We start from the raw sequence: 23,734 nt of genomic DNA on the forward strand, positions 1-23,734 counted from the left end.
CACAAAAAGGGAGGATGCGTATGCGTAACAAAACAATTCGGCACCTGTCTCTGGTACTTGCCCTGATGTTGTTCGCCGGGGTACTTGCCGCATGTAATAACGGTTCGGGGGGATCGACGCAAGGAAGCGAGCAGGGAGGAACATCCGGGAACAAAGGAGAGAAAGTGACGCTCCAATTTTACATGCTTGGGGATGCTCCCAAAGATCTGCCTGTCATTGAATCCGAGATCAATAAGTTGGCGGAGGCTGATCTGAACGTCAATGTGAAATTCAACTACACCTCCTGGACCGACTGGGATCAAAAATATAAACTCCTGCTGTCTTCCGGACAGCCGATCGATCTGATCTTCACAGCGGATTGGACATTCTACCAGTCCTATGCCAAGAAGGGCGCGTTCCTGCCACTGGATGAAATGCTGCCTACAGCAGCGCCGGCGCTGAAAGCTCATGTACCTGATGACATGTGGAATGCTGTCAAAATCAATGACAAAATCTATACTGTTCCATCCACTTGGATTGAGTATGTAACCGAGGGGATTGCGTACCGTGAGGACTTGCGCGAGAAGTACAATCTTCCGAAACCGGAATCCTTGGAGACGCTCGAAGCATATCTGGAGGGCATCAAAGCCAACGAACCCAATATGATTCCGATTGCCGATAGCAATGCCAACCATACCCATGGTATTCGTCAATTGACATCCAAGCTGGTTAATACAGCAGGTCAACTTCCATATGGACTGGATATTATGTATGACTCACCATCGACCGTGACGTCCTACTGGGGATCGGCGCAACATCTGGAAGACCTGAAAACATACAAACGCTGGATGGATAAAGGCTTTTTCCCGAAAAACGTACTGAATGTAAAGGATACTTCCAACTCATTGCTTCAAAATGGAAAAGCGGCTGTTGTTCTGTCCGGGGAGAACCCGAACAAATTTAATGCAGATGTTATCAAGGTGCAGTCTACTCATCCAGATTGGAAACTGGCTTATTTCCCGTACCCGAATGCGAAAGGGTTTGCACAACCGGTTCACCCGATCCACAATGGTTTTGCGATTCCGCGTAGCAGTAAAAACCCGGAAAAAGCATTGGCATTTTATGAGAAACTGGTGACAGACAAACGATATAATTGGTTGACTGAATACGGCGTTGAAGGCAAAAACTTCGAGGTAGATAATGGATACTACAAAATGGTCGGAGATGCACAAACCAACGGCTTCCCACGTGAGGGTATGAATGGTTGGGCATGGCGTAATCCGGAATTCATGCTCTATGATAAAACCTTTGATGACGTGCTGACCATGTTTGAAGATCTCGACAAAATCAAAAAGCCGGATATTTATACCGGATTTGCTGAAGACTGGACACCGTACCAAGCCGAGAAGGCTGCATTGGAACAAGTGGAAAAACAATATCTGTATCCGCTTAATGTAGGTTTGGTGGCAGACGTAGAGGCTGGATTGAACACATTTATGGAGAAGGCTAAACAAGCAGGATTGGAAAAAATTCAGGCAGAATACACCAAACAGTGGCAGGAGTACTTGAAGTCTACAGGCATACAATAGTTTGTACTTTCCTTCATAAAGAAAAGGTGCCTTCTGATTCGAAGGCACCTTTTCAATGTGGTTGCAGGCTTGTTTGAAGCCGTTGGTTAGAGGCATGATTGGACGAAGAATGCGGGAAGCGACATCCTAATGGGATAAATTCATAAACGGGCCTCTTCTGCGGATGAAGGACGAACGTCCTCCAGCAGATCAATAATACTTTGAGCGCTCTGCATTGGATGAACCTTGGCGATTTCCGCCAGATGACGTTTGCGTTTACGTACAACATCCGGGTAGTGATGCAACAGCTTGTTCATCCATTTAACCACTACGTCGGGCGAAGTTATGGGTTCTCCCAACCCTCTTGCCGTAAAATAATGGACGTTTTCTTCTTCCTGACCAGGAATAGGGTTGTGGAACAACATGGGAATTCCTTTGGCCAAGCCTTCACTGCAAGTCATTCCCCCAGGTTTGGTAATCAGAAGGTCGGATACTTCCATTAATTTGTCCACTTCGTTGGTGTATCCCATAATGTGAATGTTTTCTTTGCGATACATGGGGTTCTGTTCCATGCTGATCCGTGTTTTATCGTTGCGACCGAGACAAAAAATGATTTGAATATCTTCATGCCAGCGTGTCAGCAGCGGATGGACCAGCTTGTCGCTGAGCATTCCCCAACCGCCGCCCATCACCAGTACAGTAGGCATGTTCTTGAGGTTAAATCTGCTTCGGATCTCTTCTCGCCCGGGATGCTCCCAGAAATTTGGATGCACCGGAATGCCCGTGACTCGAATGTTTTCTGCAGGTACGCCTCGTAGCATTAGTTTGGACTTAACCTCATCTGAAGAAACCAGATAAAGGTCTACTTCACGGTTAATCCACGTCCCATGTGCATCATAGTCGGTGATGACTGTGCATAGGGGAACCTGTACACCCAGACGCTTCAGTCTGGATATGACAGCACTTGGAATCGGATGTGTACAGACGATCGCATCGGGACGTAACTGGCGCACAACGCTACGTGTGTGTGTATAGAACAGTTTATGCAACGCCAGTGTTGTCAGCCTGTTCAATGATTTTTTATATTGGTGTCTGTATACGTACCCGAAAAGTTTGGGTTGGTTGGTAACCGTTTTTTTGTATGCTGTTATAATCAGAGGTGCAACCTTTGGATTTAAGAAACTTCCCAGTTCAAGCACTTTTGTCTGCACGTCTGGCGAGAGCTTTCGCAAATTGCTGGACAGTGCATAGGCGGCTTGAGTATGACCCGTACCAAAGCCTTCAGATAATAGTAATACTCTTTTTTTCTCCACGCTTGCTTCACCTGTTCCTGCTAGGTTTTTCTGAGTCTAACATATCGGCTTTAAGACCAGAATGCAACTGTTGCAAGTGCGACTAAAGTACCTATTGTGGCACCCGCCAGAACATCGGAAGGATAGTGTAACCCCAGATAAATTCGAGAGAATCCGACAATAAGGGCCACAGGCAACAATATTAGCAATAAGATTGGATCAGTGGTCATAAAGGGAACTGTGACCGAAAAAATGGCAGTTGTGTGCCCTGAAGGAAACGAGTGATCCGTCAGGGGATTACGGAACGTAATTGTATCCGGTAAGGCCAGATAAGGTCGAATGCGGGGATACAATTTTTTCGCGATAGCTACAGGGATGTGGCTGACCGCAAGGGCGATACATGCCTGGAGTCCTGTTGTGCTCCATGGAGCTGGAGCAAGCAGCCAGATTAACAACGATATTGCAATAGATGAAGTTGCTCCACCCAGATGGGTGAAATAATACAGCCAAAAATTCATAAAACGATTATGAAGTCGGCCGTTGATCCACATAAAAACATTTCGATCATAATCTTGAAACTTTAAGAATAAACGGCTCATATTGGCCTCCTGCCAGTCAGGCCGCCCGTAATGGCGGCATTATTTCCGGTGATTTTCTGCATCCGGTTTCGTCCTGATTAGTATATAACCGTTTTTCATGAACTTGAGGTTATTTCAGGTATATGTTTATCATATTTTTAAATGTTGTCCTTTTCAAGGAGAACCCATGTAAAGAACGTGAAATTCATGTTAAAGAGTGGATATATACCCATCTTAACTTTTTGACTTGGGTCAGCCAAAAAAGATACAATGATTCAACATGGCTGAAATGAGGTAAAAAAATGTGAGTTCTGTTTCAAACTTTTTGAGGTCTGTTTGCGTTATTTGTTATAGAGCCTCTGACGAAGAATAACATGCTGATGAAAAAAGCAGGGACTTTAGAAATAAAAATCAAGTAAACGGCTGAAAATAAGATATAACAGGCATGAATGCGAGGTTGTGGTATCACGAAGTGTCTATTCAGCGTTTAAAGATCACATTTCTGCTTCAAAAAGTGAAATTGGGGTTTTGACAAATGACTGAAAAGGATACAGAATCGATAAAGCAGCCAACTGATAGCAACCAAGCTTTGAAACATTGCCTGATATATTCACGTAGTACACAAAAGAACAGGGTCATATTCTGCAGATCAAAAAAAAATAAATTGCAGAATCAGGAAGAGAAATGCTTGAGTAAACTGGGTTTTGAAAAAAAGGGGGTAACAGAGAACGATGTTGGACGCTATATTCGTCACGATGCAGGTCATTCTGGCACTGCTAGCCGTGTACCAATTCACGTTTTCGCTGTTCGGTCTGATTAAGAAAAAGAAAAAGAAACATTATCCGGCGACAAAATCATTCGCTGTACTCGTCGCAGCACACAATGAGGAACAAGTCATAGGTGCCTTGATGGAGAACTTGAAACAACTTGATTATCCGGAAGATCTGTACGATGTGTTTGTCATCTGTGACAACTGTACGGATGGAACGGCTCAAATTGTCAGAGAGCATGGATTAAACGCCTGTGTACGTACCAATGCCGATTTAAGAGGTAAAGGGTACGCCATCGAATGGATGCTTAAGTACCTGTGGAAATTGCCACGTCAGTATGACGCAGTTGTTATGTTTGACGCGGATAACCTGGTTGACCGTAACTTCTTGCTTGAGATGAATGATGACTTGAACAATGGTTCACGTGTTATCCAAGGATACATTGATACGAAAAATCCGGAGGATTCCTGGATTACTGCAGCTTACGGTGTTTCTTACTGGTACATCAACCGTCTGTGGCAGTTGTCTCGTCATAACTTGAATATGGCGAATTTCCTCGGAGGAACCGGAATGTGCTTTGAGACCAACCTGTTGAAGGAAATTGGTTGGGGTGCAACAAGTCTGGTTGAGGATCTGGAGTTTACGATGCGCAGTGTGCAACGTAATGTGTATCCTGTTTTCAACTATGACGCCAAAGTATTTGATGAGAAGCCATTAACATTCAAAGCTTCAGCGAGACAACGTCTGCGCTGGATGCAAGGTCACTTTACAGTTGCGCGTAGATACTTCTTCCCGCTGCTATGGCAGTCCATTAAGGAAAGAAGCCTGGTGAAATTTGACCTTGCTATCTACGGAGCCAATGTCTATGTGGTGTTGCTTACGTTCCTGATGACGGCTGTGATGTGGGTAGACATGGCTATATTCAGTGGTCCGCACATTGCTAATATTTATGGATACTTCCCGTTATGGGTTGGGTTCGTGGCTATTGGTTTGAACATTCTGACGTTCCTGTTGTCCATGGCGCTGGAGAAGGTTACCTTTGCCAAAGTTTATCTATATCTGATTCTGTTCCCGATCTACCTGCTGTCTTGGTACCCGATTACGTTCTACGCTTTCTTTACACAGAACAACAAACAGTGGAGCCACACTCAACATACACGTGTTGTACGGTTGGATGAGGTGCAAAGCAAACAAGGGTAAGGAACATGCATGCGATACTTTGTTGACATCTGATATCACAAATGGGTAATTTACGAAAAAAAAGTTGTGAAAAATGTTGACAATGTATTTCATGGGTGATATAGTATTTAAGTGCCTTAAAGCGAATAGCAATGGAATCACAAGCAGAAGTCCGACTTCTCACCTGATCAACAAACATGTTGGCTGGTCAACGATCCCAATAATTTATGAAGTGTATACTCATGAAGAATTGTGTTGATTACAGGGATGTCGGTAGCTTGACCGGCATCCCTTTTATTTTTGTGTAACTGGATATTCAAAATGACCTGGAGGTGGACGATTATTAGTAAAGATCACATGATTAATGATGAGATTCGGGCGAAGGAAGTACGCCTTGTCGGAGCTGAAGGAGAACAAATTGGGATTACGCCCATTCGCGAAGCACTGCAAATGGCGATTGACCTGAATTTGGATCTGGTCAATGTGGCACCACAGGCTAAACCGCCGGTGTGTCGTATTATGGACTATGGCAAATTCCGCTATGAGCAACAAAAGAAAGATAAAGAAGCCCGTAAGAACCAGAAAATTGTTGATATTAAAGAAGTATGGTTCCGTTCCAATATCGAGGAGCACGATTATCAAACGAAGCTTCGTAATGTAGTTAAGTTTTTGAACGAAGGCGACAAAGTGAAATGTTCTGTTCGTTATCGCGGACGTGAAATTGCACATGCCGCGATTGGTCAACGGATTTTGGAGCGCGTTAAGGTAGAAGTTGCAGAACTTTGTACTGTTGAACGTCAACCGAAATTGGAAGGCCGCAGTATGATCATGATCTTGGCTCCTAAAGCCTGATAACATTGGAGGAGGAAACACAAAATGCCTAAAATGAAAACACACAGCAGTTTGAAAGGACGCTTCAAAATTACCGGTTCCGGTAAGGTCCTTCGTTACAAAGCTCACAAAAACCACTTGCTTTCCCACAAATCCAAACGTGCTAAGCGCGTTCTGAACGGTAACCCAGTTATGGCTGCCGGGGATGTTAGACGTTTGAAACAAGGCTTGGCTAACTTGAAAGGCTAATTCTAATTAGTAGATTCCGTATGGGGGATCGGCTACGGCCGTACACATACCACGGATACATTTATATTTATTTGGGAGGTTCTTTAATATGGCAAGAGTAAAAGGCGGTTTTGTAGTACGTCGTCGTCATAAAAAGGTTTTGAAACTGGCAAGAGGTTATTTCGGTTCCAAACACCGTATTTTTAAAACAGCTAACGAGCAAGTAATGAAATCCCTGGTATACGCATACCGTGACCGTCGCAACACGAAACGTAACTTCCGCAGACTGTGGATCGTTCGTATCAATGCTGCAGCACGTATGAATGGTTTGTCTTACAACAAACTGATTCATGGTTTGAAACTTGCTGGAGTAGACATGAACCGCAAAATGTTGGCTGATCTGGCCGTTAACGACATCAATGCGTTCAACTCTTTGGCTACTGTAGCTAAAGGCAAAATCAACGCTTAAATTGTATGATACAAGCCGCCGTACCTATATGGCGGCTTTTTTTACGGCTTGGAAGAAATTCGAGGATGAATCTCTGAATGAGTTAGAGCGAATAGGTTGTAGTCTGGAAGGGAACAATGAAACCAGATAACTGGTGAATAACGGTCCATGGGAATACATAAAATACGAACGGTGAAATAATACAAATAAAAACAGGTAAATCCCTCTCATCACTAAAGTTCGCGATATGTTTTTGTTATATAACATCACATCATTGTAACGTTAGTGTGTTAAAACGCTAAATTATTAAGCGTTTTCAATAAAAAAAGAACAAAAATATGTGATATTTGGTGATGAAACATCTGGATTTTAACACTGGTTGATTGTATAATCACCTCTAGTAGGCTAGTCCTAGATTTTTCTCTCCATGTCATAATGTTCGGTTTTTCGACAGATGATAGGATGCTTCAAGGGTGAGAATGCGCTTTTAATGTCGAAGAAACCATACATTCTGCATAAAAGTCATTCCTGCTATCTGTTAACCGTTCAATTGTAGGCTGGATTGGAATGAGGGATATATCATTAAGGGGGAAAAAGAGAAATGAAAAAGATGCTCAGCTTGTCTTTGGTAATGTTGCTGGCGGTATCGGTTATGCTCGCAGGTTGTGGTAGCAAACCGAAAGAAGAAACAAATGCCGGAGGAGATACAGGTGGCACACCCACTGAAACGAAATCCGATCTCAATATCGGTATGGTTACTGACGTAGGTGGAGTTAATGACAAATCCTTTAACCAATCCGCTTGGGAAGCTTTGCAAGCGACTGAAACAGAAACAGGTACTGCTGTTAAATACCTGCAAAGTAAATCCGATGAAGAGTACATTCCTAACCTGAACGAATTCGTTAAAGGTGGATATGATCTGACTTGGGGTATCGGTTTCCAATTGGCTGATGCAATCAAAACTGTAGCTGAGCAAAACCCTGATGCTAAACTCGCGATCATCGACAGTGTTGTTGATGCTCCTAACGTTAAATCCGTAACATTTGCTGAAGAAGAAGGATCTTACCTAGTTGGTGTTGTGGCTGGTCTGACAACAAAATCCAACAAAATTGGTTTTGTAGGCGGTATGCAAAGCCCACTGATCAAAAAGTTTGAAGTTGGATTCAGAGAAGGTGTTAAAGCAGTTAACCCTGACGCTAAATTCATTTCTAACTACACAGGTGCATTTGATAAACCTGACTTGGGTAAAGCAGCAGCAGCAACACTTTACAATGAAGGCGTAGATATTATCTTCCACGCTTCTGGCGCAACAGGTAACGGTGTGTTTATCGAAGCAAGTGCTCGCAAGAAACAAGGTCAAGATGTATGGGTTATCGGTGTTGACAAAGACCAATCTCTTGAGTTTGGTGATGAAATCACTTTGACTTCAATGATCAAAAAAGTTGACGAAGCTGTTAAGCGCGTAAACCAAGAAATCATCGATGGTACCTTCAAAGGCGGAGCTGAGAATCTGACTTTGAAAGACAACGGTGTAGGTGTCGCTGATACTTCCACGAAAAATGTTTCTGCTGATACACTTGCAAAAGTGGACGAGTACAAAGAAAAAATCATCAGCGGCGAAATCAAAGTTCCTACAGAGTAATTTGATCTTCGTTGCAAAAGAATAATCATTGGGGCCGGTCTTGACCGGCCTTATGATTGCAAGAACAGGAACATTTGATCAAGTCATCATAACAATTGTACAAGGTCACTGTGCACCAACGCTCCGGTAGGAGCTTTTCTTAAGATAATGGAATTTATACGTTCTTAGCGGAGCTGAACCATTCGATTATCGCAAGAAAAACTTCAGCTAAGCGTGGTCTGTCTTCTTTGAAAGTACGTCGATAGACGTTTTTTTTTACGTTTGCGGAACCACACTATATCAGTTATAAGGGTGATTACATGGGTGCAGCAACCCCCGTCGTTGAGTTAAAACAAATTACGAAGCGTTTCCCAGGCATTGTTGCCAACGACGCCATCAGCCTTCAGCTTCGTAAAGGCGAGATCCATGCGCTACTGGGCGAAAACGGCGCTGGTAAGTCAACGTTGATGAATATTGTTTTTGGTCTCTATCAGCCAGATGAAGGTTCCATTGAAGTGAATGGCAAGCCTGTCATCATCGACAGTCCTAACCGAGCGATCGATCTTGGCATCGGCATGGTGCATCAGCACTTTAAGCTTGTACAGCCGTTCACGGTAACAGAGAACATTATTTTGGGATCTGAACCAACGAAGGGTCTCAATATTAATTATAAAAAAGCAGCCGCTGAAGTTCAGCGTCTGTCTGAACAGTATGGACTGAAAGTGAATCCTCATGCCAAGATTCATGATATTTCTGTCGGAATGCAGCAGCGAGTTGAGATCGTAAAAACATTGTATCGTGGTGCAGATATTTTGATTTTTGACGAGCCTACAGCCGTATTGACTCCTCAAGAGATTAAAGAATTGATAATCATCATGAAGAAGCTTGCTGCTGAAGGAAAGTCCATTATTTTGATCACACACAAACTGAAAGAGATTATGGAAATCTCCGATACAGTAACCATTATTCGTCGGGGTAAAGTAATTGATTCGGTCAAAACTTCGGAAACGAATCCGAATGAGCTGGCAGAGAAAATGGTGGGGCGGAATGTCACATTCAAAGTGGACAAAAAACCGGCTACACCTGGAGCCAATGTGCTCGAAGTCAGTAAATTAACGGCCAAGAATAAAGAAGGTATTTCGGTTCTGAACCAACTTAACCTGAACGTACGTGCAGGAGAGATTGTCGGAATCGCAGGCGTGGATGGTAACGGGCAAAGTGAACTGATTGAAGCTCTTACCGGACTTCGTAAAGTAGAGAGCGGTTCGATTCTTTTGGAGGGCAAGGAGCTGTCCAATCATTCTCCGCGCCATATCTCGGAGTCGGGTGTAGCCCACATTCCGGAAGATCGACATAAACACGGACTTGTACTTGATTTTTCAGTGAGTGAAAATATCGTTCTGGAATCGTATTATAAAGCACCATACACCCGTAAAGGGTTCCTTAACTTCGATGCCATCAAACAGCAGGCGAAGCGGCTTGTTGAGGCTTTTGACGTGCGTACACCAAGCATTGAGACCAAAGCTCGGTCCTTGTCCGGAGGAAACCAGCAAAAGGCCATTATCGCCCGTGAGGTAGATAAAAACCCTGAACTGCTTATCGCTGCGCAACCAACGCGTGGTTTGGATGTAGGGGCTATTGAGTTCGTGCAAAAGCAACTGATTGCACAGCGCGATCAAGGGAAGGCTGTTCTACTGATTTCATTTGAGCTTGATGAGATTATCAATGTATCTGACCGAATTGCTGTTATTTATGAAGGACAGATCGTTGGTGAGGTGCTGCCGGAAGAAACCAATGACAGGGAGCTCGGCTTGATGATGGCGGGCAGCACCCAAAAGAGAGGTACTGCGCATGAATAACGTATTGAAATGGTTTACCCGAGATTCATTTATTTTGCCTGTAGTAGCTATTATTATGGGTCTTATTCTCGGTGGAGTTGTCATGCTGATTGGTGGTTACAATCCAATTGAAGCCTATGGTGCATTGTTCACCAAGGTATTTGGCGACATGTACAACTTTGGTGAAGCAGTACGGGAAATGACACCACTAATTATGACTGGACTTGCATTTGCATTTGCATCACGTGCAGGGTTGTTTAATATCGGTGGAGAAGGTCAATTTCTCGTTGGTATGACCGCTGCAACATTTGTTGGTGTTAAATTTGCAGGTTTGCCGATCTACCTCCATGCGCCACTGGCTTTGATTGCCGGTGCATTGTTTGGTGGTCTGTGGGCCGCTATTGCTGGTTATCTAAAGGCGGCACGTGGGGTCAATGAAGTTATCAGTAGTATCATGTTGAACTGGATTGGTCTGTATCTGGCCAACCTTATCGTTCGCCAATTCTTGCTGTTGAAGGGCGAGAATCGTTCCGTGGATATCAGCGAATCGGCTTCGATTAGTTTGACATGGCTCTCTGAACTGATGGGTAACTCCCGTGTACACATGGGGACGTTGATTGCCCTTGTGATGGCTGTGCTCTTTTATATCTATATGTGGAAAACAAAACAAGGTTATGAAATCCGCGCGGTAGGTTACAACCCTAATGCGGCTGAATATGCAGGTATGCATGTTAACCGGAATATCGTAAAAGCGATGTTTATCAGTGGTATGCTTGCCGGTCTTGGCGGTGCATTCCAGGTTCTTGGTGTGTTCCAATACCAAACCGTAATGTCGGGTTCACCGGGAACAGGCTTTGACGGAATTGCAGTTGCCCTGATTGGTTTGAATCATCCGTTTGGGGTGTTATTGGGGGCAGTGTTGTTTGGTACCCTCACGTACGGATCTGCAGGTATGAGTTTTGCTGCGGATGTTCCGCCTGAGATTATTCGGATTGTGATCGGTTCGATTATCTTCTTCATTGCGGCACAAGGCATCGTGCGCTGGATACTTAAACCGTTCTATTCGAAGCGTAAGAAAGAGAAGGTGTTGTAGATGGACTTGTTGACAATTGGGCAAATTATCAATACGACGCTTGTCTTTGCTACGGCATTGATTTTTGCATCACTCGGCGGAATTTTTTCTGAAAAATCAGGTGTAACCAACCTGGGACTTGAAGGTTTTATGGTATTTGGTGCCTTTGCAGCTGGAATCGGGGCGCATTATGCTCAAGAAGCTGGCATGGGTGGAACGACATCGGCCTGGATGGGGGTTTTGCTTGCGATTGTATTGGGCGTACTGGTATCTCTGATTCATGCCGTTGCGTCTATCACATTTAAGGCAGACCAGATTATCAGTGGTATCGTCATTAACTTTTTGGCAGCAGGAAGTACGTTGTACTTGGTTAAACTGTTGTTTGAAGGTTCTGGTGATTCACCGTTGGTTCAAGGCTTCAGCAAGTTTGATGTGCCATTGTTGAAAGACATTCCTTTGCTTGGAGAAGCCTTCTTTAAGAACGTATATCCAACGACATATCTGGCCATTCTGTTCGTATTCCTGACGTATTACATCATGTTCAAAACGCCATTTGGTCTGCGCCTTCGTTCTGTAGGTGAACATCCAAGTGCGGCTGACACGGTTGGTGTTAAAGTGCTTCGTTATCGCTATATTGGCGTTATGATCAGTGGTGCGCTTGCGGCTATTGGTGGAGCTGCGATTACGTTGACGACTACGGGTACATTCTCACACAATACGGTTTCCGGCCAAGGTTATATTGCCATTGCAGCTATGATCTTTGGTAAGTGGAATCCGATTGGTGCCTTTGGGGCGGCTGTCTTCTTTGGATTCTCACAAGCGATCCGAAACTATGTACAGTTGTTTGAATGGTCACAAAATATTCCCCAGGAAATTATTTTTATGCTGCCTTACCTGCTTACCATCATCGTTCTCGTTGCAGCGGTTGGACGTTCTTCGGCTCCGTCTGCACTCGGTGAAGCATATGATCCGGGTAAAAGGTAACAACCTTTTCCATATCAGCTTAGCTATTCAGAGTTCTGATAAAGGGTCCGCCTTGTGCGGGCCTTTTTTTGTTTTCTTGAACGCCCATCGACTTTTACATGCTTAACTTGGTTCTCGTGCAGATACCCATATTTTCAGGTAGGGACAAAGAAACAGGCGAATTCAGTGATGGACGAATACACTGTTTTGAACGATCCGAGGAGGAGGGGAAAGTATGAAACAACAAGTTACGCGTGATGAAGCGATGAAATTAATAGGCAAAAATATTGTTGCAATCAAAAAAGACGGCACTCGGGTTACGGGAAAGCTGTTGAAAGTATCGGGCAACAAACTGGTACTCAAGCGTTTGAATGGCAAAAAAGTAAGTACAAAAGCGATTCTGCCACTGGTATTGTTTGATCTGCTCGCTATTGCTACACTGCCTTATGCTTATGGAGGTGGTCCCGGCTTTGGTCCCGGATATGGACCTGGACCAAAACCAGGGCCTGGATATGGTCCAGGCTACGGACCGGGATATGGACCTGGAGGACCTGGTGGCGGATATGGACCTGGTCCTGGATTCGGCCCTTATGGTCCAGGTCCACGCCCGCCAGGATTTTTCTAGGACATTCTATAATGTTTTTTCCAATTCGTAGCAGCGGCTTATCATGATGTATCGAATCGCACTGTATCCATTTTTTTGATAAAACTGAAGCCCTTTGGTATTGCCCTCATCCACCATCACTTTAGATCTTCGACAACCCCGAGATACCGCAAAGCTCTCTGCTTTGAGCAACAAAGTTTGCCCGTAACGTTTGCGTTGTTCTTTCGGACTAACGGCCATCATATCGACATAGAGCAATTCCCCATGCATGAGAAAATGGATGAATGCCACAGCAGCTTTGTCTGGCTCCGGCGAGACAACAAAGGTCATGCCCCTGTTCATTCGCAGGGGTATTTCTTTGCGGATTTTATTAATTTCCTTTTCGCTCATATGGGATAAAGGAACAAGTTGAGTGTCAATCAGCTTCATGATGGGGCCATCATCTAGCTTGGATGTGCGTTGCCGAATCACCATGCGGAGCCTCCTTTCAGGACCAGTCGTGCTGCTCGTATATCCTATGCCCGAAGCAAGATAAAAGGTGACTGAATGAAGCGCTGGGATTAGGGCAACCTTATAGGCTGAAGAGGGAGGAAGGAAGGTTCTCTGAATTTTTATGCAAAACAGGTATTGACTTATCGGTTGGAGGAATCATATAATGTTCCTAACATTTAACGAGAATATTTCATCGGCTATGAAGAGGACGAAGTTTTAAGGGCTCTTTTGCTCAGAGAGTGGCTGGAATTGCTGAAACCACCACCATTATCCCTTATATACGAGCTCACCTCGGAGCTGTTTTCCTGAAAAGCACTGGATGTCACTCCTTTCGCGTATTAGGGAAAATCGTATGTCTGCGTTACAGACAACAGGTATGGGAAACGACTATGTTCGTTTGAGCTATTCGTTTTGTTGTACCTGGTAAGGTCCGTTATTGCGAAATTTCGGGCAAAGTTGGGTGGTACCACGGAAGCGATAACCTTTCGTCCCTCGCAAGCATGAACTTGTTTGCAGGGGATGGAAGGTTTTTTTTGTAACTTTAAATGTCAGAATGGTGTAAATTCCGAGAGGAGGATGACTAATGGGAGCTCAAATTCCAGAAGTACGATCGACAGATGAATTACGTGAAAAATGGATGAAGCCGGAGGTCATTAGCGGTTCCGAGATTCTGCTGAGAAGTTTGTTGCTTGAAGGTGTGGATTGCGTATTTGGTTACCCGGGTGGCGCAGTGTTGTACATTTACGATGCAATGTATGGTTTCGAGGATTTCAAACACGTCTTAACCCGTCACGAACAAGGTGCAATTCATGCAGCTGACGGATATGCACGTGCAAGCGGCAAAGTTGGTGTTTGTATCGCTACCTCCGGGCCGGGAGCAACCAATCTGGTTACTGGAATAGCCACGGCATATATGGATTCTGTGCCGCTGGTTGTCATTACGGGAAATGTTAATTCCAGCCTGATCGGCTCCGATGCTTTCCAGGAAGCGGATATTACCGGGATTACAATGCCGATCACCAAACACAGCTATCTGGTAAAAGATGTTAAGGATTTGTCGAGTATCATTCATGAGGCATTCCATATTGCCAACACCGGCCGTAAAGGTCCTGTACTGATCGACATTCCGAAAGATGTCTCAGCTAACAAAACCTTGTTTGAACCAAGTACTGAACCTGTTACATTAAGAGGGTACAATCCACGGACAGTACCAAACAAACTGCAGGTTGACCGTTTGGCTCAGGCCATTCAGGAAGCAGAACGTCCAATGATTCTGGCCGGTGGCGGTGTGGTATACTCGGGAGGACATGAAGAACTGTTCGAGTTTGTTGAGAAGACAGGCATTCCGATTACGACAACCCTTCTGGGGCTTGGTGCATTCCCAAGTGGGCATGAACTATGGACAGGGATGCCAGGAATGCACGGAACATACACATCCAACCTGGCCATCCAACAGTCGGATCTGCTGATTAATATCGGCGCACGATTCGATGATCGGGTAACAGGTAAGCTGGACGGATTCGCTCCACATGCCAAAATCGTTCATATCGATATTGATCCGGCTGAGATTGGTAAAAACATTGCAACCGATATTCCAATCGTTGGTGATGTGAAGACCGTACTTGAAATAGCCAACAAAGAAGTTGGACGTGCAGAGCGTGCAGATGCATGGAGAGACCAGATCAAACAGTGGAAACAAGAGAAGCCATACAGCTATACGGATTCAGACGAAGTGCTGAAACCGCAGTGGGTTGTTGAAATGTTGAATGATACAACCAAAGGTGAAGCGATTGTGACTACGGATGTGGGACAACATCAGATGTGGGCGGCACAATATTACAAGTTTAATCAACCACGTTCATGGGTAACTTCGGGTGGTCTCGGAACGATGGGCTTCGGATTCCCTTCTGCAATTGGTGCTCAGATGGCCAATCCGGACAGACTTGTTATCTCCATTAACGGTGACGGCGGAATGCAGATGTGTTCCCAAGAACTCGCAATCTGTGCTATTAACAATATACCGGTAAAAATTGTGATCATTAACAATCAGGTACTTGGAATGGTTCGCCAATGGCAGGAACTCATCTATGAGAACCGTTACAGCCACATTGATCTGGCAGGAAGCCCGGATTTTGTAAAACTGGCTGAAGCATATGGCGTGAAAGGATTGCGTGCAACGAATAAAGAAGAAGCAGCGCGTGCTTGGCAGGAAGCTTTGGATACACCAGGACCAGTCGTTGTAGAATTCGTAGTACGCAAGGATGAAAATGTGTATCCAATGGTTCCGCAGGGAGCAACAATTGATCAAATGCTGATGGGGGATGCTGACGAATGATTAGACATACGATTTCAATATTGGTAAACGATCAGCCAGGCGTCCTTCAGCGTGTATCAGGGTTGTTCGGTCGACGCGGATTTAACATTGAGAGTATTACCGTAGGTCAATCGGAAGAACCTGGACTCTCCCGGATGGTTATTGTCACCATTGGTGACGATAAAACGCTGGAGCAGATTGAGAAACAATTGTATAAAATCATCGATGTTATTAAAGTGGTTGATTTCAGCCTGAAACCGATGGTAGCCCGTGAACTCGCTTTGATTAAAGTGAAAGCAGAGCCTTCCGAGCGTCCTGAAATTCTGGGTGTGGTAGAAACATTCCGCGCATCCGTTGTAGATGTTGGTCCGAGCAGCCTGATTGTGCAGGTAGTTGGAGATACGGACAAAATTGATGCTATGATTGAATTGCTCAAGCCATATGGCATTCGCGAATTGTCCCGTACAGGCATAACTGCATTGGTACGCGGCAACGTATAAAGTTATAATGAATGAAGAGGGACGACGGTTAGCTAACATATACAGTTGATCTTATGTGAGTGTCAGTCCCTTAACAGTTGTAATTTAACATTTTAGTGATGTAACGCTTGAAAATATAGCTACATTCCCGCATTAATGGGCGGGTGTCTGAACGGATCGGATCAGACCAGAGATGCTTTTGACACTCCAAGCGAGGCGGTCCCTTGAGACACCCGCTCATTAATGAAGGGTTCTTTACAATACAAAGGAGGACTTATAAACATGCCAGTAACTACTTATTATGAACAGGATGCAGAGCTTAACGTATTGAAAGGAAAAACGATCGCGGTAATCGGTTATGGTAGCCAGGGCCACGCCCAAGCTCAAAACCTTCGTGATAGTGGATTGAACGTAGTCATCGGACTTCGTGAAGGTAAATCCTTCGACACTGCAAAAAATGACGGATTTGAAGTTCTGTCCCCGGCTGAAGCAACAAGCCGCGCAGATGTAGTTCAAATCTTGCTGCCAGACGAAACTCAAGCTTCTGTATACAAAAACGAAATCGAACCAAACCTGAAAGAAGGCGCTGCATTGCTCTTCTCACACGGTTTCAACGTTCATTTTGGTCAAATCGTTGCTCCAAAAAACAGCGATGTATTGCTGGTAGCTCCTAAGTCCCCTGGTCACATGGTACGTCGTACTTATGTGGAAGGTTTTGGTGTACCGGGCCTGATCGCGATTGAGCAAGATGCAACGGGTAAAGCTAAAGAAATCGGTTTGGCTTATGCTAAAGGTATCGGTTGTACACGCGCAGGGGTTATCGAAACTTCCTTCCGTGAAGAAACAGAAACAGATCTGTTCGGTGAGCAAGCTGTTCTGTGTGGTGGCGTGAGTGCATTGGTAAAAGCTGGATTCGAAACATTGACAGAAGCGGGTTACGCTCCTGAAATGGCATACTTCGAATGTCTGCACGAACTGAAGCTGATCGTTGACATGATGTATGAAGGCGGACTTTCAAGCATGCGTGATTCCATCAGTAACACAGCTGAGTACGGTGACTATGTAACTGGACCTCGCGTTGTAACTGAAGATACGAAGAAAGCAATGAAAGAAGTGCTGACGGATATCCAACAAGGTAAATTCGCACGCGACTTCATTCTGGAAAACCAATCCGGACGTGCATTCTTGACAGCAACTCGTCGTAACGAAGCTGAACACCCAATCGAAGTGGTTGGCGGACAATTGCGTGAGATGATGCACTGGATCAAGAAGTAAGCATTAACTTCTAGAGCATGCACTTTAAGGTAATCAAGTAAACTTAGAGCTTTAACTGGGAATAGCGGCCGTGCTTATGCGTGAGCCGCTATTGCTGGTTCAGAGAAACATATAATAACAAGTACAGGAGGTGCGAAGCGTGCGTAAAATCTATGTATTTGACACAACGCTGCGTGATGGAGAGCAATCCCCGGGAGTCAATCTGAACACTCGTGAAAAGGTGGAAATTGCCCATCAGCTCGAGCGGCTTGGCATTGACCGGATGGAAGCGGGTTTCCCGGCGGCATCTCCAGGTGATCTGGCAGCTGTCAATGCAGTAGCAAATGCGGTCAAAAATGTGACTGTAATTGGCTTGTCCCGTTCCAGAGAGCAAGACATTGATGCGGTTAAGGAAGCACTTAAAGGTGCACAGGACCCGTGCATTCACGTTTTCCTGGCAACTTCACCTATTCACCGCCAACATAAATTGCGCATGGACAAAGCGCAGGTACTGGATACAGCTCGTTCCGCGATTCGTTATGCAAAGAAAACATTCTCGAAGATTGAATTCTCCCTTGAGGATGCAGGTCGTACCGAGTATGATTTCCTCGTGGAAATGGTGAATATGGCTGTTGAAGAAGGTGCAGCCGTCGTGAATATTCCGGATACGGTTGGTTACCTGAGCCCATATGAATACGGAAACATTTTCAAACATCTCAAGGAGAATGTACACGGTATTGAAAAGGTACAGCTGAGCGCCCACTGTCATAATGACTTGGGTATGGCGACGGCCAATACACTTGCAGCCATTCTCAACGGAGCCGATCAGATCGAAGGTACGATCAATGGCATTGGTGAACGTGCCGGAAACACGGCGATCGAGGAAATTGCTATGGCACTGGAGACACGTCAGGAATTTTTCCAGGCGAAAACATCGCTGCAGTTGTCTGAGATTGCACGGACCAGTCGTTTGGTTAGCCGTTTGACAGGTATGGTTGTGCCTGGAAACAAAGCCATTGTTGGGGCGAATGCCTTCGCACATGAATCCGGCATTCACCAGGATGGCATGTTGAAGGAAAAAACCACGTACGAGATTATGACTCCAGAGTCCATCGGTCTGAAGGAAAGCAAACTTGTACTGGGTAAACATTCTGGTCGTCATGCCTTCCGTGAACGGTTGATTGATCTGGGATATGAGCTGGAAGAAGAAGCATTGAATCGTGCTTTTGCTCAGTTCAAAGATCTGGCTGATAAGAAAAAAGAAGTTACTGACGAAGATCTGCTTGCCGTAATTGAAGAGAAATTGCAGGATGCACCTGAGGTGTATAAACTGGAATCCATCTTCGTAACGTACGGAGATGAATCGGTACCAACGGCCAAAGTCCGCATTGCAACGCTTGACGGGGATACGCTTGAGAAGCAAGCAGAAGGTAACGGATCGGTAGATGCGATCTACAATGCGATTGACCAAGTGAGTGGGGAAGATGTAACGTTGTCTGACTACTCCATCAAATCGGTAACGCACGGTAAGGATGCATTGGGTGAAGTACATGTTGTGCTGACTCAGAATCAGGTTTCGGTACAAGGACGTGGCGTAAGCACAGATATATTGGGTGCAAGCGCACGTGCCTATGTAGACGGCCTGAATCAATTGATTGAGAAGCGCAAGACATATACGAACCGTGTAAACGTTAATCTGTAGGCTCCAATGCAAGAAGCACGCAGCCTTCATTGAACTGAACTTTAAGCTGAGATACATGTATGCTGCTAGAATGATATATCTTTAATTTAATGGATATAGAAGATCGTTCGGCTTGCTTTGTTACGTTTAGTGAGGTACGTAAAGAGTCTGACTCTCCTGTGGAGGGCCAGACTCTTTTGCTTGTATTTGAGCATTTTGCATAACCTCTAAGCGTCTTCCAATCAGCAAGATATAGATCGAAATGATTCTGTTCGTCTATATCTTGTACCCGTGAGCGGTATAATTCGAATTATGCAAAATGCTGATTTATATAATTATGGCAGTAAAACACAGAACCTTTTCTACGATTACCTATTGCATTGGCTTACACTATCAAGCTATTACCACGCGTATGCATTAGGGGCATGTCCACCTGGACCCGGGAAAATCTCATCCAGACGTTTGAGCACGGCTTCATCCAAAGTTACATCCAGACATTTGAGTGCTGTCTCAAACTGCTCCAGTGTACGCGGTCCGATAATCGGGGCGGTCACTGCCGGATTGGCTGCAACCCATGCCAAAGCTACCGTATCCTGTGGTTCACCGAGATCACGACATAGTGCGGCAAAGTCTTCAAGCTGAGTTTGCTGCTGCTCGATCCGTCCAGCGATGCCTCCACTGCGTGTTCCTTCCAGCTTCTGCAGAGCGTTACGTCCCAGTAATCCACCATCCAGTGGACTCCATGGAATGACGCCGAGGCCCAGCTCTTTGGCTGCGGGCAGTACTTCCAACTCAGGCAAACGACAGTTGAGGCTATATTTATGTTGTTCGGAAACCAGGCCGAGGAAATGACGATTCTTGGCTTCACTTTGAGCGATTGCAATCTGCCATGCAGCAAAGTTACTCGATCCTACATAACCGATTTTACCCTGATGAACGGCATTCTCGAACGAACCCCACAGCTCGTCCCACGATATGGCAGGGTCTACATGATGCATCTGGTACAGCTCGATATGATCGGTCTGCAAGCGGCGGAGGGAACCCTCCAGATGCCGTCTGATTTTGTAGGCGGAGAGGCCAGCTTCGTTGTTGGGGCCATCTGTATCATCATGCATGGAGCCATAGACTTTGGTGGCCAGAACTACTTTTTCACGTCTGCCCCCACCCTGGTTGAACCAGCGTCCGATAATTTCTTCGGTAAGGCCGGAATTTTCACCCCAACCGTAGATGTTAGCGGTATCAAAAAAGTTCAAGCCTGCATCGAGTGCTGCGTCCATAATGCGGAAAGCTTCTTTTTCATCTGTAGCAGGCCCGAAATTCATGGTACCGAGACAGATTCGACTGACCTTGAGGCCTGATTTACCCAAATACGAATATTGCATGTTGCTTATCCCTCCTGCGTACCTGATTTGAATTCAGCTATATTTTAACCCAGCCGGGAGGTCAGAACAACTTGGAAAGGCCAATCTCTATTGGCTTATAGGTAAAATCTATTAAAGTCATAGATTGTATATCTTGGTCAAATGACCTTGGAATATGATACAAAAGAGAGAGTTAATATGAGACGTTACTTTATGAATAATTAATGAATGAAATATAAGGAGTGGACAACCCAATGGCAGACGTGAAAAAAATTGCAGTTATTGCAGGTGACGGAATCGGCCCTGAAGTCGTAGCTGAGGCTGAGAAAGTTCTTAAACGTACGGAGGAAGTATTCGGTTATCGTTTTGAGACAGAGCATGCGTTGTTTGGCGGAATCGCGATTGATGAGAAGGGTACACCTCTTCCTGAAGAAACACTGAGCGTATGTAAAAGTGCAGATGCAGTCCTGCTTGGAGCGGTTGGTGGTCCAAAATGGGATAACAACAGCAAAGAGCTTCGCCCGGAAACAGGCCTGCTGGGTATTCGCAAAGCACTTGGATTGTTCTCCAACCTGCGTCCGGCTGTTGTATTTGATTGCTTGAAGGATGCTTCAACTCTGAAGCCTGAAGTACTTGAAGGTACAGATCTGATGGTGGTACGTGAGCTGACAGGTGGTATCTACTTCGGAGAGAAGTTCAGACGTGAAAGTGCACAGGGCGAAGAGGCAGTAGATACATGTGCATATAATGTAACAGAAGTGGAGCGGATCGTTCGTCAGGCATTCGAAATTGCGCAAGGACGTCGCAAAAAGCTGGCTTCTGTAGACAAAGCCAACGTATTGGAAACTTCCCGTCTCTGGCGTGAAGTCGTGAACCGGGTAGCACCGGATTATCCGGATGTTGAACTGGAGCATGTACTGGTAGACAACTGCGCGATGCAATTGCTGCGTCGTCCATCCAGCTTCGATGTCATCGTAACGGAAAACATGTTCGGAGATATCTTGAGTGATGAAGCAGCGATGTTGACGGGTTCCATCGGTATGCTCGCATCTGCATCACTGGGAGAGGGCAGCTTCGGACTCTATGAGCCGGTACACGGTTCTGCACCGGATATCGCAGGTCAAGGCCTCGCTAATCCGATTGCAACCATTCTCTCTTTGGCATTGATGTTCCGTACAACCTTTGGTTATACAGAAGGTGCGGATGCCATTGAAGCGGCTGTATCGGATGTATTGAACGCAGGACACCGCACGAGTGATATTGCTGTAGACAAGAGCACAGCGATCAGCACGACCGAAATGGGCGATTTGATCGTGGCGGCTATTCAGAAACAGGCGTAATTATATTACCAACTACAGGCAGCCCTTTGTTTCCAGTTATGGAATGTACAGAGGGCTGTTCCTTTATCATTTTTGCCACGAAAAATCCTTATTTATAATGATTATAAAAAAATAATGTTTATAATCTTGACTTTGGGAAGTCCGGATGATAACATTTTACTTGTACTTGTTATCAAGGTTCAAATCATTTTAATTACAGGAAAAGCGTACGCGTTTTTCTTGATGATGAGCAATCCGCAAGGATGCTTACATAATCCCAAAGGAGGAATTTTTAGTTATGGCAGAACGTTTGGTAGGTAGACCAGCACCGGATTTCGCAATGGAAACAGTATCGGGAGATGGACAAGACTTTGGTTCCGTTAAACTGTCCGATTATCGTGGCAAATGGCTTGTATTCTTCTTTTATCCTTTGGACTTCACATTTGTGTGCCCAACTGAAATTACAGCTTTGAGCGTTGCTTCCGAGCAATTCAAAGCTTTGGATACAGAAATCCTTGGCGTGAGTGTAGACTCCGTACACAGCCACAAAGCATGGATCAATACACCTGTAGACAGCAATGGTCTGGGTCAATTGAACTTCCCACTGGCTTCCGATATCACGAAGCAAGTGGCTAAAGATTATGGCGTTCTGATCGAAGAAGAAGGCGTAGCATTGCGCGGCCTGTTCATCATCGATCCAGAAGGCGAATTGAAATATCAAGTGGTTAACCACAACGATGTAGGCCGTAGTGTTGAAGAAACACTTCGCGTACTGCAAGCACTGCAATCCGGCGGATTGTGTGCAATGAACTGGAAACCAGGCGACACTAACCTGTAAGCCAGGTTAACTTGAACGGTTTTTGTTCAAGCCCTCATCCCGTTAGGGATTGAGGGCTTTTTGCACCCTTTTGGCGGAAGTTATCACGAAGTTAACTAAAAGTGTTTGAACAAGCAGCTAAGCGTGTTAATAATATATTAGAAGAAAGTCTTCTTTTTATCTGTTGAAAGAGGAATTGATGGCCTTTAAGGCGAATAGGGTATGGAAACCCGGTAAATATTCCGGTGCTCTGCATTTATAATCTGTACATGAATGTGATACACTGATGGAACTATTCCTTTTTGGAAGTGCTGTAAGTGTACGGGATGGCATTTTAACAAAAAAGTCCCGGCACGTAATAAGGAGGGTGAACAAAAATGAGTTACTGTTGTGGGGCAAGTATGGTTGGAACGAAGGGCACGCTGAAGCATTACCGCACCCAGGTTCATAATGTTCCCCTGCTGTTTTGCCCGGTGTGTCACCGGGTTGAGGTGCATTATAAAGTGGAAAACGAATACGAAATTCTGGCTGAATATGCGCATGGAGACGGTGCATCCGAGATCGACTTTCAAGATTATGTTACAGAAGATGAGGATGCGATTTTTGAAAACTGTGTAAACCGTGAGAGCGAGGATGCCATGGTCATTGTGCAACGCCAGATTGATATGGCTCTGGATTTGCTCAGGCTCGCGAAGGAAACCAAAGACGAGAAGTGGGAAAGCGAACTTAAACGTCGATTAGCTGTGATGAGTCAGCGCAGACTGAAAATTCAGCATAATAAGACCGGACTATAGATGATCTCGGATATATCACCAATTAAAGATATTAAAAACGAAGCTGATTTGCCTAACTGGGTGAAACGGCTTCGTTTTTGTGCTGTGTTCTGGAACTAATTCGAGGTTTTTTTTAAAATAATTTCCATTCGACACTTTCTCCGATTGACTCTCTTCTATAAACTTGTCTATGATAAAAACAGACTTGCAAAAGAGGCGGAGCAAAAAATGTTCGTGTTTGGGAATAGGAGAAGGTCAGAATGGGACAAACGT

The 23,734-nt window shown here is 45.0% G+C and carries 21 protein-coding genes; 17 read left to right on the plus strand and 4 right to left on the minus strand.

The features are described 5' to 3' along the window. The first annotated feature begins 14 nt into the window (after positions 1-14). Positions 15-1,568, plus strand: a complete 1,554-nt coding sequence (locus MHI52_RS09035; protein WP_390924812.1) for an extracellular solute-binding protein — start codon at positions 15-17, stop codon at positions 1,566-1,568. Positions 1,569-1,708: 140 nt separating this feature from the next. On the opposite strand, the gene MHI52_RS09040 is transcribed toward MHI52_RS09035, so the two are convergent. Together MHI52_RS09040 and MHI52_RS09045 are read right to left on the minus strand one after the other, a co-directional pair. Then, positions 1,709-2,860: an MGDG synthase family glycosyltransferase gene (locus tag MHI52_RS09040; protein WP_076327057.1), complete on the minus strand. Its 1,152-nt coding sequence runs from the start codon at positions 2,858-2,860 to the stop codon at positions 1,709-1,711. Positions 2,861-2,910: 50 nt separating this feature from the next. Next, positions 2,911-3,438, minus strand: a complete 528-nt coding sequence (locus tag MHI52_RS09045; protein WP_017689668.1) for a phosphatase PAP2 family protein — start codon at positions 3,436-3,438, stop codon at positions 2,911-2,913. 710 nt (positions 3,439-4,148) lie between these two features. Here MHI52_RS09045 and MHI52_RS09050 point away from each other — a divergent pair. The 9 genes from MHI52_RS09050 (at position 4,149) to MHI52_RS09090 (ending at position 12,992) form a co-directional block, all read left to right on the plus strand. After that, positions 4,149-5,387, plus strand: coding sequence for a glycosyltransferase family 2 protein (locus MHI52_RS09050; RefSeq protein WP_036610177.1), 1,239 nt, complete (start codon positions 4,149-4,151; stop codon positions 5,385-5,387). 336 nt (positions 5,388-5,723) lie between these two features. Continuing rightward, entirely contained in the window at positions 5,724-6,218 is a 495-nt protein-coding gene (infC, locus tag MHI52_RS09055) for a translation initiation factor IF-3 (RefSeq protein ID WP_017689666.1), read from the plus strand. A 24-nt stretch (positions 6,219-6,242) separates the two neighbouring features. After that, positions 6,243-6,446 (plus strand): 50S ribosomal protein L35, encoded by a 204-nt coding sequence (gene rpmI / locus MHI52_RS09060; protein WP_017689665.1) that lies wholly within the window; start codon positions 6,243-6,245, stop codon positions 6,444-6,446. An 88-nt stretch (positions 6,447-6,534) separates the two neighbouring features. After that, the gene (rplT, locus tag MHI52_RS09065) at positions 6,535-6,894 is read left to right on the plus strand and encodes a 50S ribosomal protein L20 (RefSeq protein WP_017689664.1); all 360 of its coding nucleotides are present in this window, start codon (positions 6,535-6,537) and stop codon (positions 6,892-6,894) included. Between the two features lie 580 nt (positions 6,895-7,474). Next, a complete protein-coding gene (locus tag MHI52_RS09070) occupies positions 7,475-8,515 on the plus strand; it encodes a BMP family protein (protein WP_127544459.1) in 1,041 nt (346 codons plus the stop codon). 299 nt (positions 8,516-8,814) lie between these two features. Further along, positions 8,815-10,353, plus strand: a complete 1,539-nt coding sequence (locus tag MHI52_RS09075) for an ABC transporter ATP-binding protein (protein ID WP_127544457.1) — start codon at positions 8,815-8,817, stop codon at positions 10,351-10,353. After that, positions 10,346-11,425 (plus strand): ABC transporter permease, encoded by a 1,080-nt coding sequence (locus tag MHI52_RS09080; protein ID WP_036610168.1) that lies wholly within the window; start codon positions 10,346-10,348, stop codon positions 11,423-11,425. Before MHI52_RS09075 ends, MHI52_RS09080 begins: the two co-directional genes overlap by 8 nt. After that, entirely contained in the window at positions 11,426-12,388 is a 963-nt protein-coding gene (locus tag MHI52_RS09085; RefSeq protein WP_253506968.1) for an ABC transporter permease, read from the plus strand. A 214-nt stretch (positions 12,389-12,602) separates the two neighbouring features. After that, positions 12,603-12,992 (plus strand): hypothetical protein, encoded by a 390-nt coding sequence (locus MHI52_RS09090; RefSeq protein ID WP_222215514.1) that lies wholly within the window; start codon positions 12,603-12,605, stop codon positions 12,990-12,992. Positions 12,993-12,998: 6 nt separating this feature from the next. On the opposite strand, the gene MHI52_RS09095 is transcribed toward MHI52_RS09090, so the two are convergent. Beyond that, positions 12,999-13,442 carry a GNAT family N-acetyltransferase gene (locus MHI52_RS09095; RefSeq protein ID WP_405159374.1) on the minus strand — a complete coding sequence of 148 codons (444 nt, stop codon included), beginning with the start codon at positions 13,440-13,442 and terminating at the stop codon, positions 12,999-13,001. Between the two features lie 604 nt (positions 13,443-14,046). On the opposite strand from MHI52_RS09095, the gene ilvB reads away from it, so the two are divergent. The 4 genes from ilvB (at position 14,047) to MHI52_RS09115 (ending at position 19,212) form a co-directional block, all read left to right on the plus strand. Beyond that, entirely contained in the window at positions 14,047-15,798 is a 1,752-nt protein-coding gene (ilvB, locus tag MHI52_RS09100) for a biosynthetic-type acetolactate synthase large subunit (protein ID WP_036610160.1), read from the plus strand. Further along, positions 15,795-16,277, plus strand: a complete 483-nt coding sequence (gene ilvN, locus MHI52_RS09105) for an acetolactate synthase small subunit (RefSeq protein ID WP_127544450.1) — start codon at positions 15,795-15,797, stop codon at positions 16,275-16,277. The genes ilvB and ilvN overlap by 4 nt, the downstream gene beginning before the upstream one ends. 261 nt (positions 16,278-16,538) lie before the next feature. Continuing rightward, a complete protein-coding gene (gene ilvC, locus MHI52_RS09110) occupies positions 16,539-17,531 on the plus strand; it encodes a ketol-acid reductoisomerase (protein WP_036669754.1) in 993 nt (330 codons plus the stop codon). A gap of 139 nt (positions 17,532-17,670) precedes the next feature. Next, positions 17,671-19,212, plus strand: coding sequence for a 2-isopropylmalate synthase (locus tag MHI52_RS09115; RefSeq protein ID WP_017689653.1), 1,542 nt, complete (start codon positions 17,671-17,673; stop codon positions 19,210-19,212). A 380-nt stretch (positions 19,213-19,592) separates the two neighbouring features. Here the strand turns inward: MHI52_RS09115 and MHI52_RS09120 are convergent, their stop codons facing one another. Further along, on the minus strand, positions 19,593-20,573 hold the full coding sequence (locus MHI52_RS09120; RefSeq protein WP_405158900.1) for an aldo/keto reductase: 981 nt from the start codon (positions 20,571-20,573) through the stop codon (positions 19,593-19,595). 233 nt (positions 20,574-20,806) lie between these two features. Here MHI52_RS09120 and leuB point away from each other — a divergent pair, with 233 nt between their 5' ends. The 3 genes from leuB to MHI52_RS09135 all read left to right on the plus strand — a co-directional run bounded on the left by leuB (position 20,807) and on the right by MHI52_RS09135 (position 23,482). After that, a complete protein-coding gene (gene leuB, locus MHI52_RS09125; RefSeq protein ID WP_036610148.1) occupies positions 20,807-21,892 on the plus strand; it encodes a 3-isopropylmalate dehydrogenase in 1,086 nt (361 codons plus the stop codon). 277 nt (positions 21,893-22,169) lie between these two features. Then, on the plus strand, positions 22,170-22,709 hold the full coding sequence (locus MHI52_RS09130; RefSeq protein WP_036610146.1) for a peroxiredoxin: 540 nt from the start codon (positions 22,170-22,172) through the stop codon (positions 22,707-22,709). 356 nt (positions 22,710-23,065) lie between these two features. Beyond that, entirely contained in the window at positions 23,066-23,482 is a 417-nt protein-coding gene (locus MHI52_RS09135; RefSeq protein WP_017689649.1) for a hypothetical protein, read from the plus strand. Positions 23,483-23,734 lie beyond the last annotated feature (252 nt).

The sequence above is a fragment of the Paenibacillus sp. FSL H8-0283 genome, from assembly GCF_045040675.1.
Taxonomy (GTDB): domain Bacteria; phylum Bacillota; class Bacilli; order Paenibacillales; family Paenibacillaceae; genus Paenibacillus; species Paenibacillus amylolyticus.

Bases quoted from the DNA above. Each gene is read 5' to 3' on its own strand.
- MHI52_RS09035 (WP_390924812.1), top strand. From the start codon at position 15: ATGCGTATGCGTAACAAAACAATTCGGCACCTGTCTCTGGTACTTGCC.
- MHI52_RS09045 (WP_017689668.1), bottom strand. From the start codon at position 3,438: ATGAGCCGTTTATTCTTAAAGTTTCAAGATTATGATCGAAATGTTTTT.
- MHI52_RS09050 (WP_036610177.1), top strand. From the start codon at position 4,149: ATGTTGGACGCTATATTCGTCACGATGCAGGTCATTCTGGCACTGCTA.
- infC (WP_017689666.1), top strand. From the start codon at position 5,724: ATGATTAATGATGAGATTCGGGCGAAGGAAGTACGCCTTGTCGGAGCT.
- rpmI (WP_017689665.1), top strand. From the start codon at position 6,243: ATGCCTAAAATGAAAACACACAGCAGTTTGAAAGGACGCTTCAAAATT.
- rplT (WP_017689664.1), top strand. From the start codon at position 6,535: ATGGCAAGAGTAAAAGGCGGTTTTGTAGTACGTCGTCGTCATAAAAAG.
- MHI52_RS09070 (WP_127544459.1), top strand. From the start codon at position 7,475: ATGAAAAAGATGCTCAGCTTGTCTTTGGTAATGTTGCTGGCGGTATCG.
- MHI52_RS09075 (WP_127544457.1), top strand. From the start codon at position 8,815: ATGGGTGCAGCAACCCCCGTCGTTGAGTTAAAACAAATTACGAAGCGT.
- MHI52_RS09080 (WP_036610168.1), top strand. From the start codon at position 10,346: ATGAATAACGTATTGAAATGGTTTACCCGAGATTCATTTATTTTGCCT.
- MHI52_RS09085 (WP_253506968.1), top strand. From the start codon at position 11,426: ATGGACTTGTTGACAATTGGGCAAATTATCAATACGACGCTTGTCTTT.
- MHI52_RS09090 (WP_222215514.1), top strand. From the start codon at position 12,603: ATGAAACAACAAGTTACGCGTGATGAAGCGATGAAATTAATAGGCAAA.
- ilvB (WP_036610160.1), top strand. From the start codon at position 14,047: ATGGGAGCTCAAATTCCAGAAGTACGATCGACAGATGAATTACGTGAA.
- ilvN (WP_127544450.1), top strand. From the start codon at position 15,795: ATGATTAGACATACGATTTCAATATTGGTAAACGATCAGCCAGGCGTC.
- ilvC (WP_036669754.1), top strand. From the start codon at position 16,539: ATGCCAGTAACTACTTATTATGAACAGGATGCAGAGCTTAACGTATTG.
- MHI52_RS09120 (WP_405158900.1), bottom strand. From the start codon at position 20,573: ATGCAATATTCGTATTTGGGTAAATCAGGCCTCAAGGTCAGTCGAATC.
- leuB (WP_036610148.1), top strand. From the start codon at position 20,807: ATGGCAGACGTGAAAAAAATTGCAGTTATTGCAGGTGACGGAATCGGC.
- MHI52_RS09130 (WP_036610146.1), top strand. From the start codon at position 22,170: ATGGCAGAACGTTTGGTAGGTAGACCAGCACCGGATTTCGCAATGGAA.
- MHI52_RS09135 (WP_017689649.1), top strand. From the start codon at position 23,066: ATGAGTTACTGTTGTGGGGCAAGTATGGTTGGAACGAAGGGCACGCTG.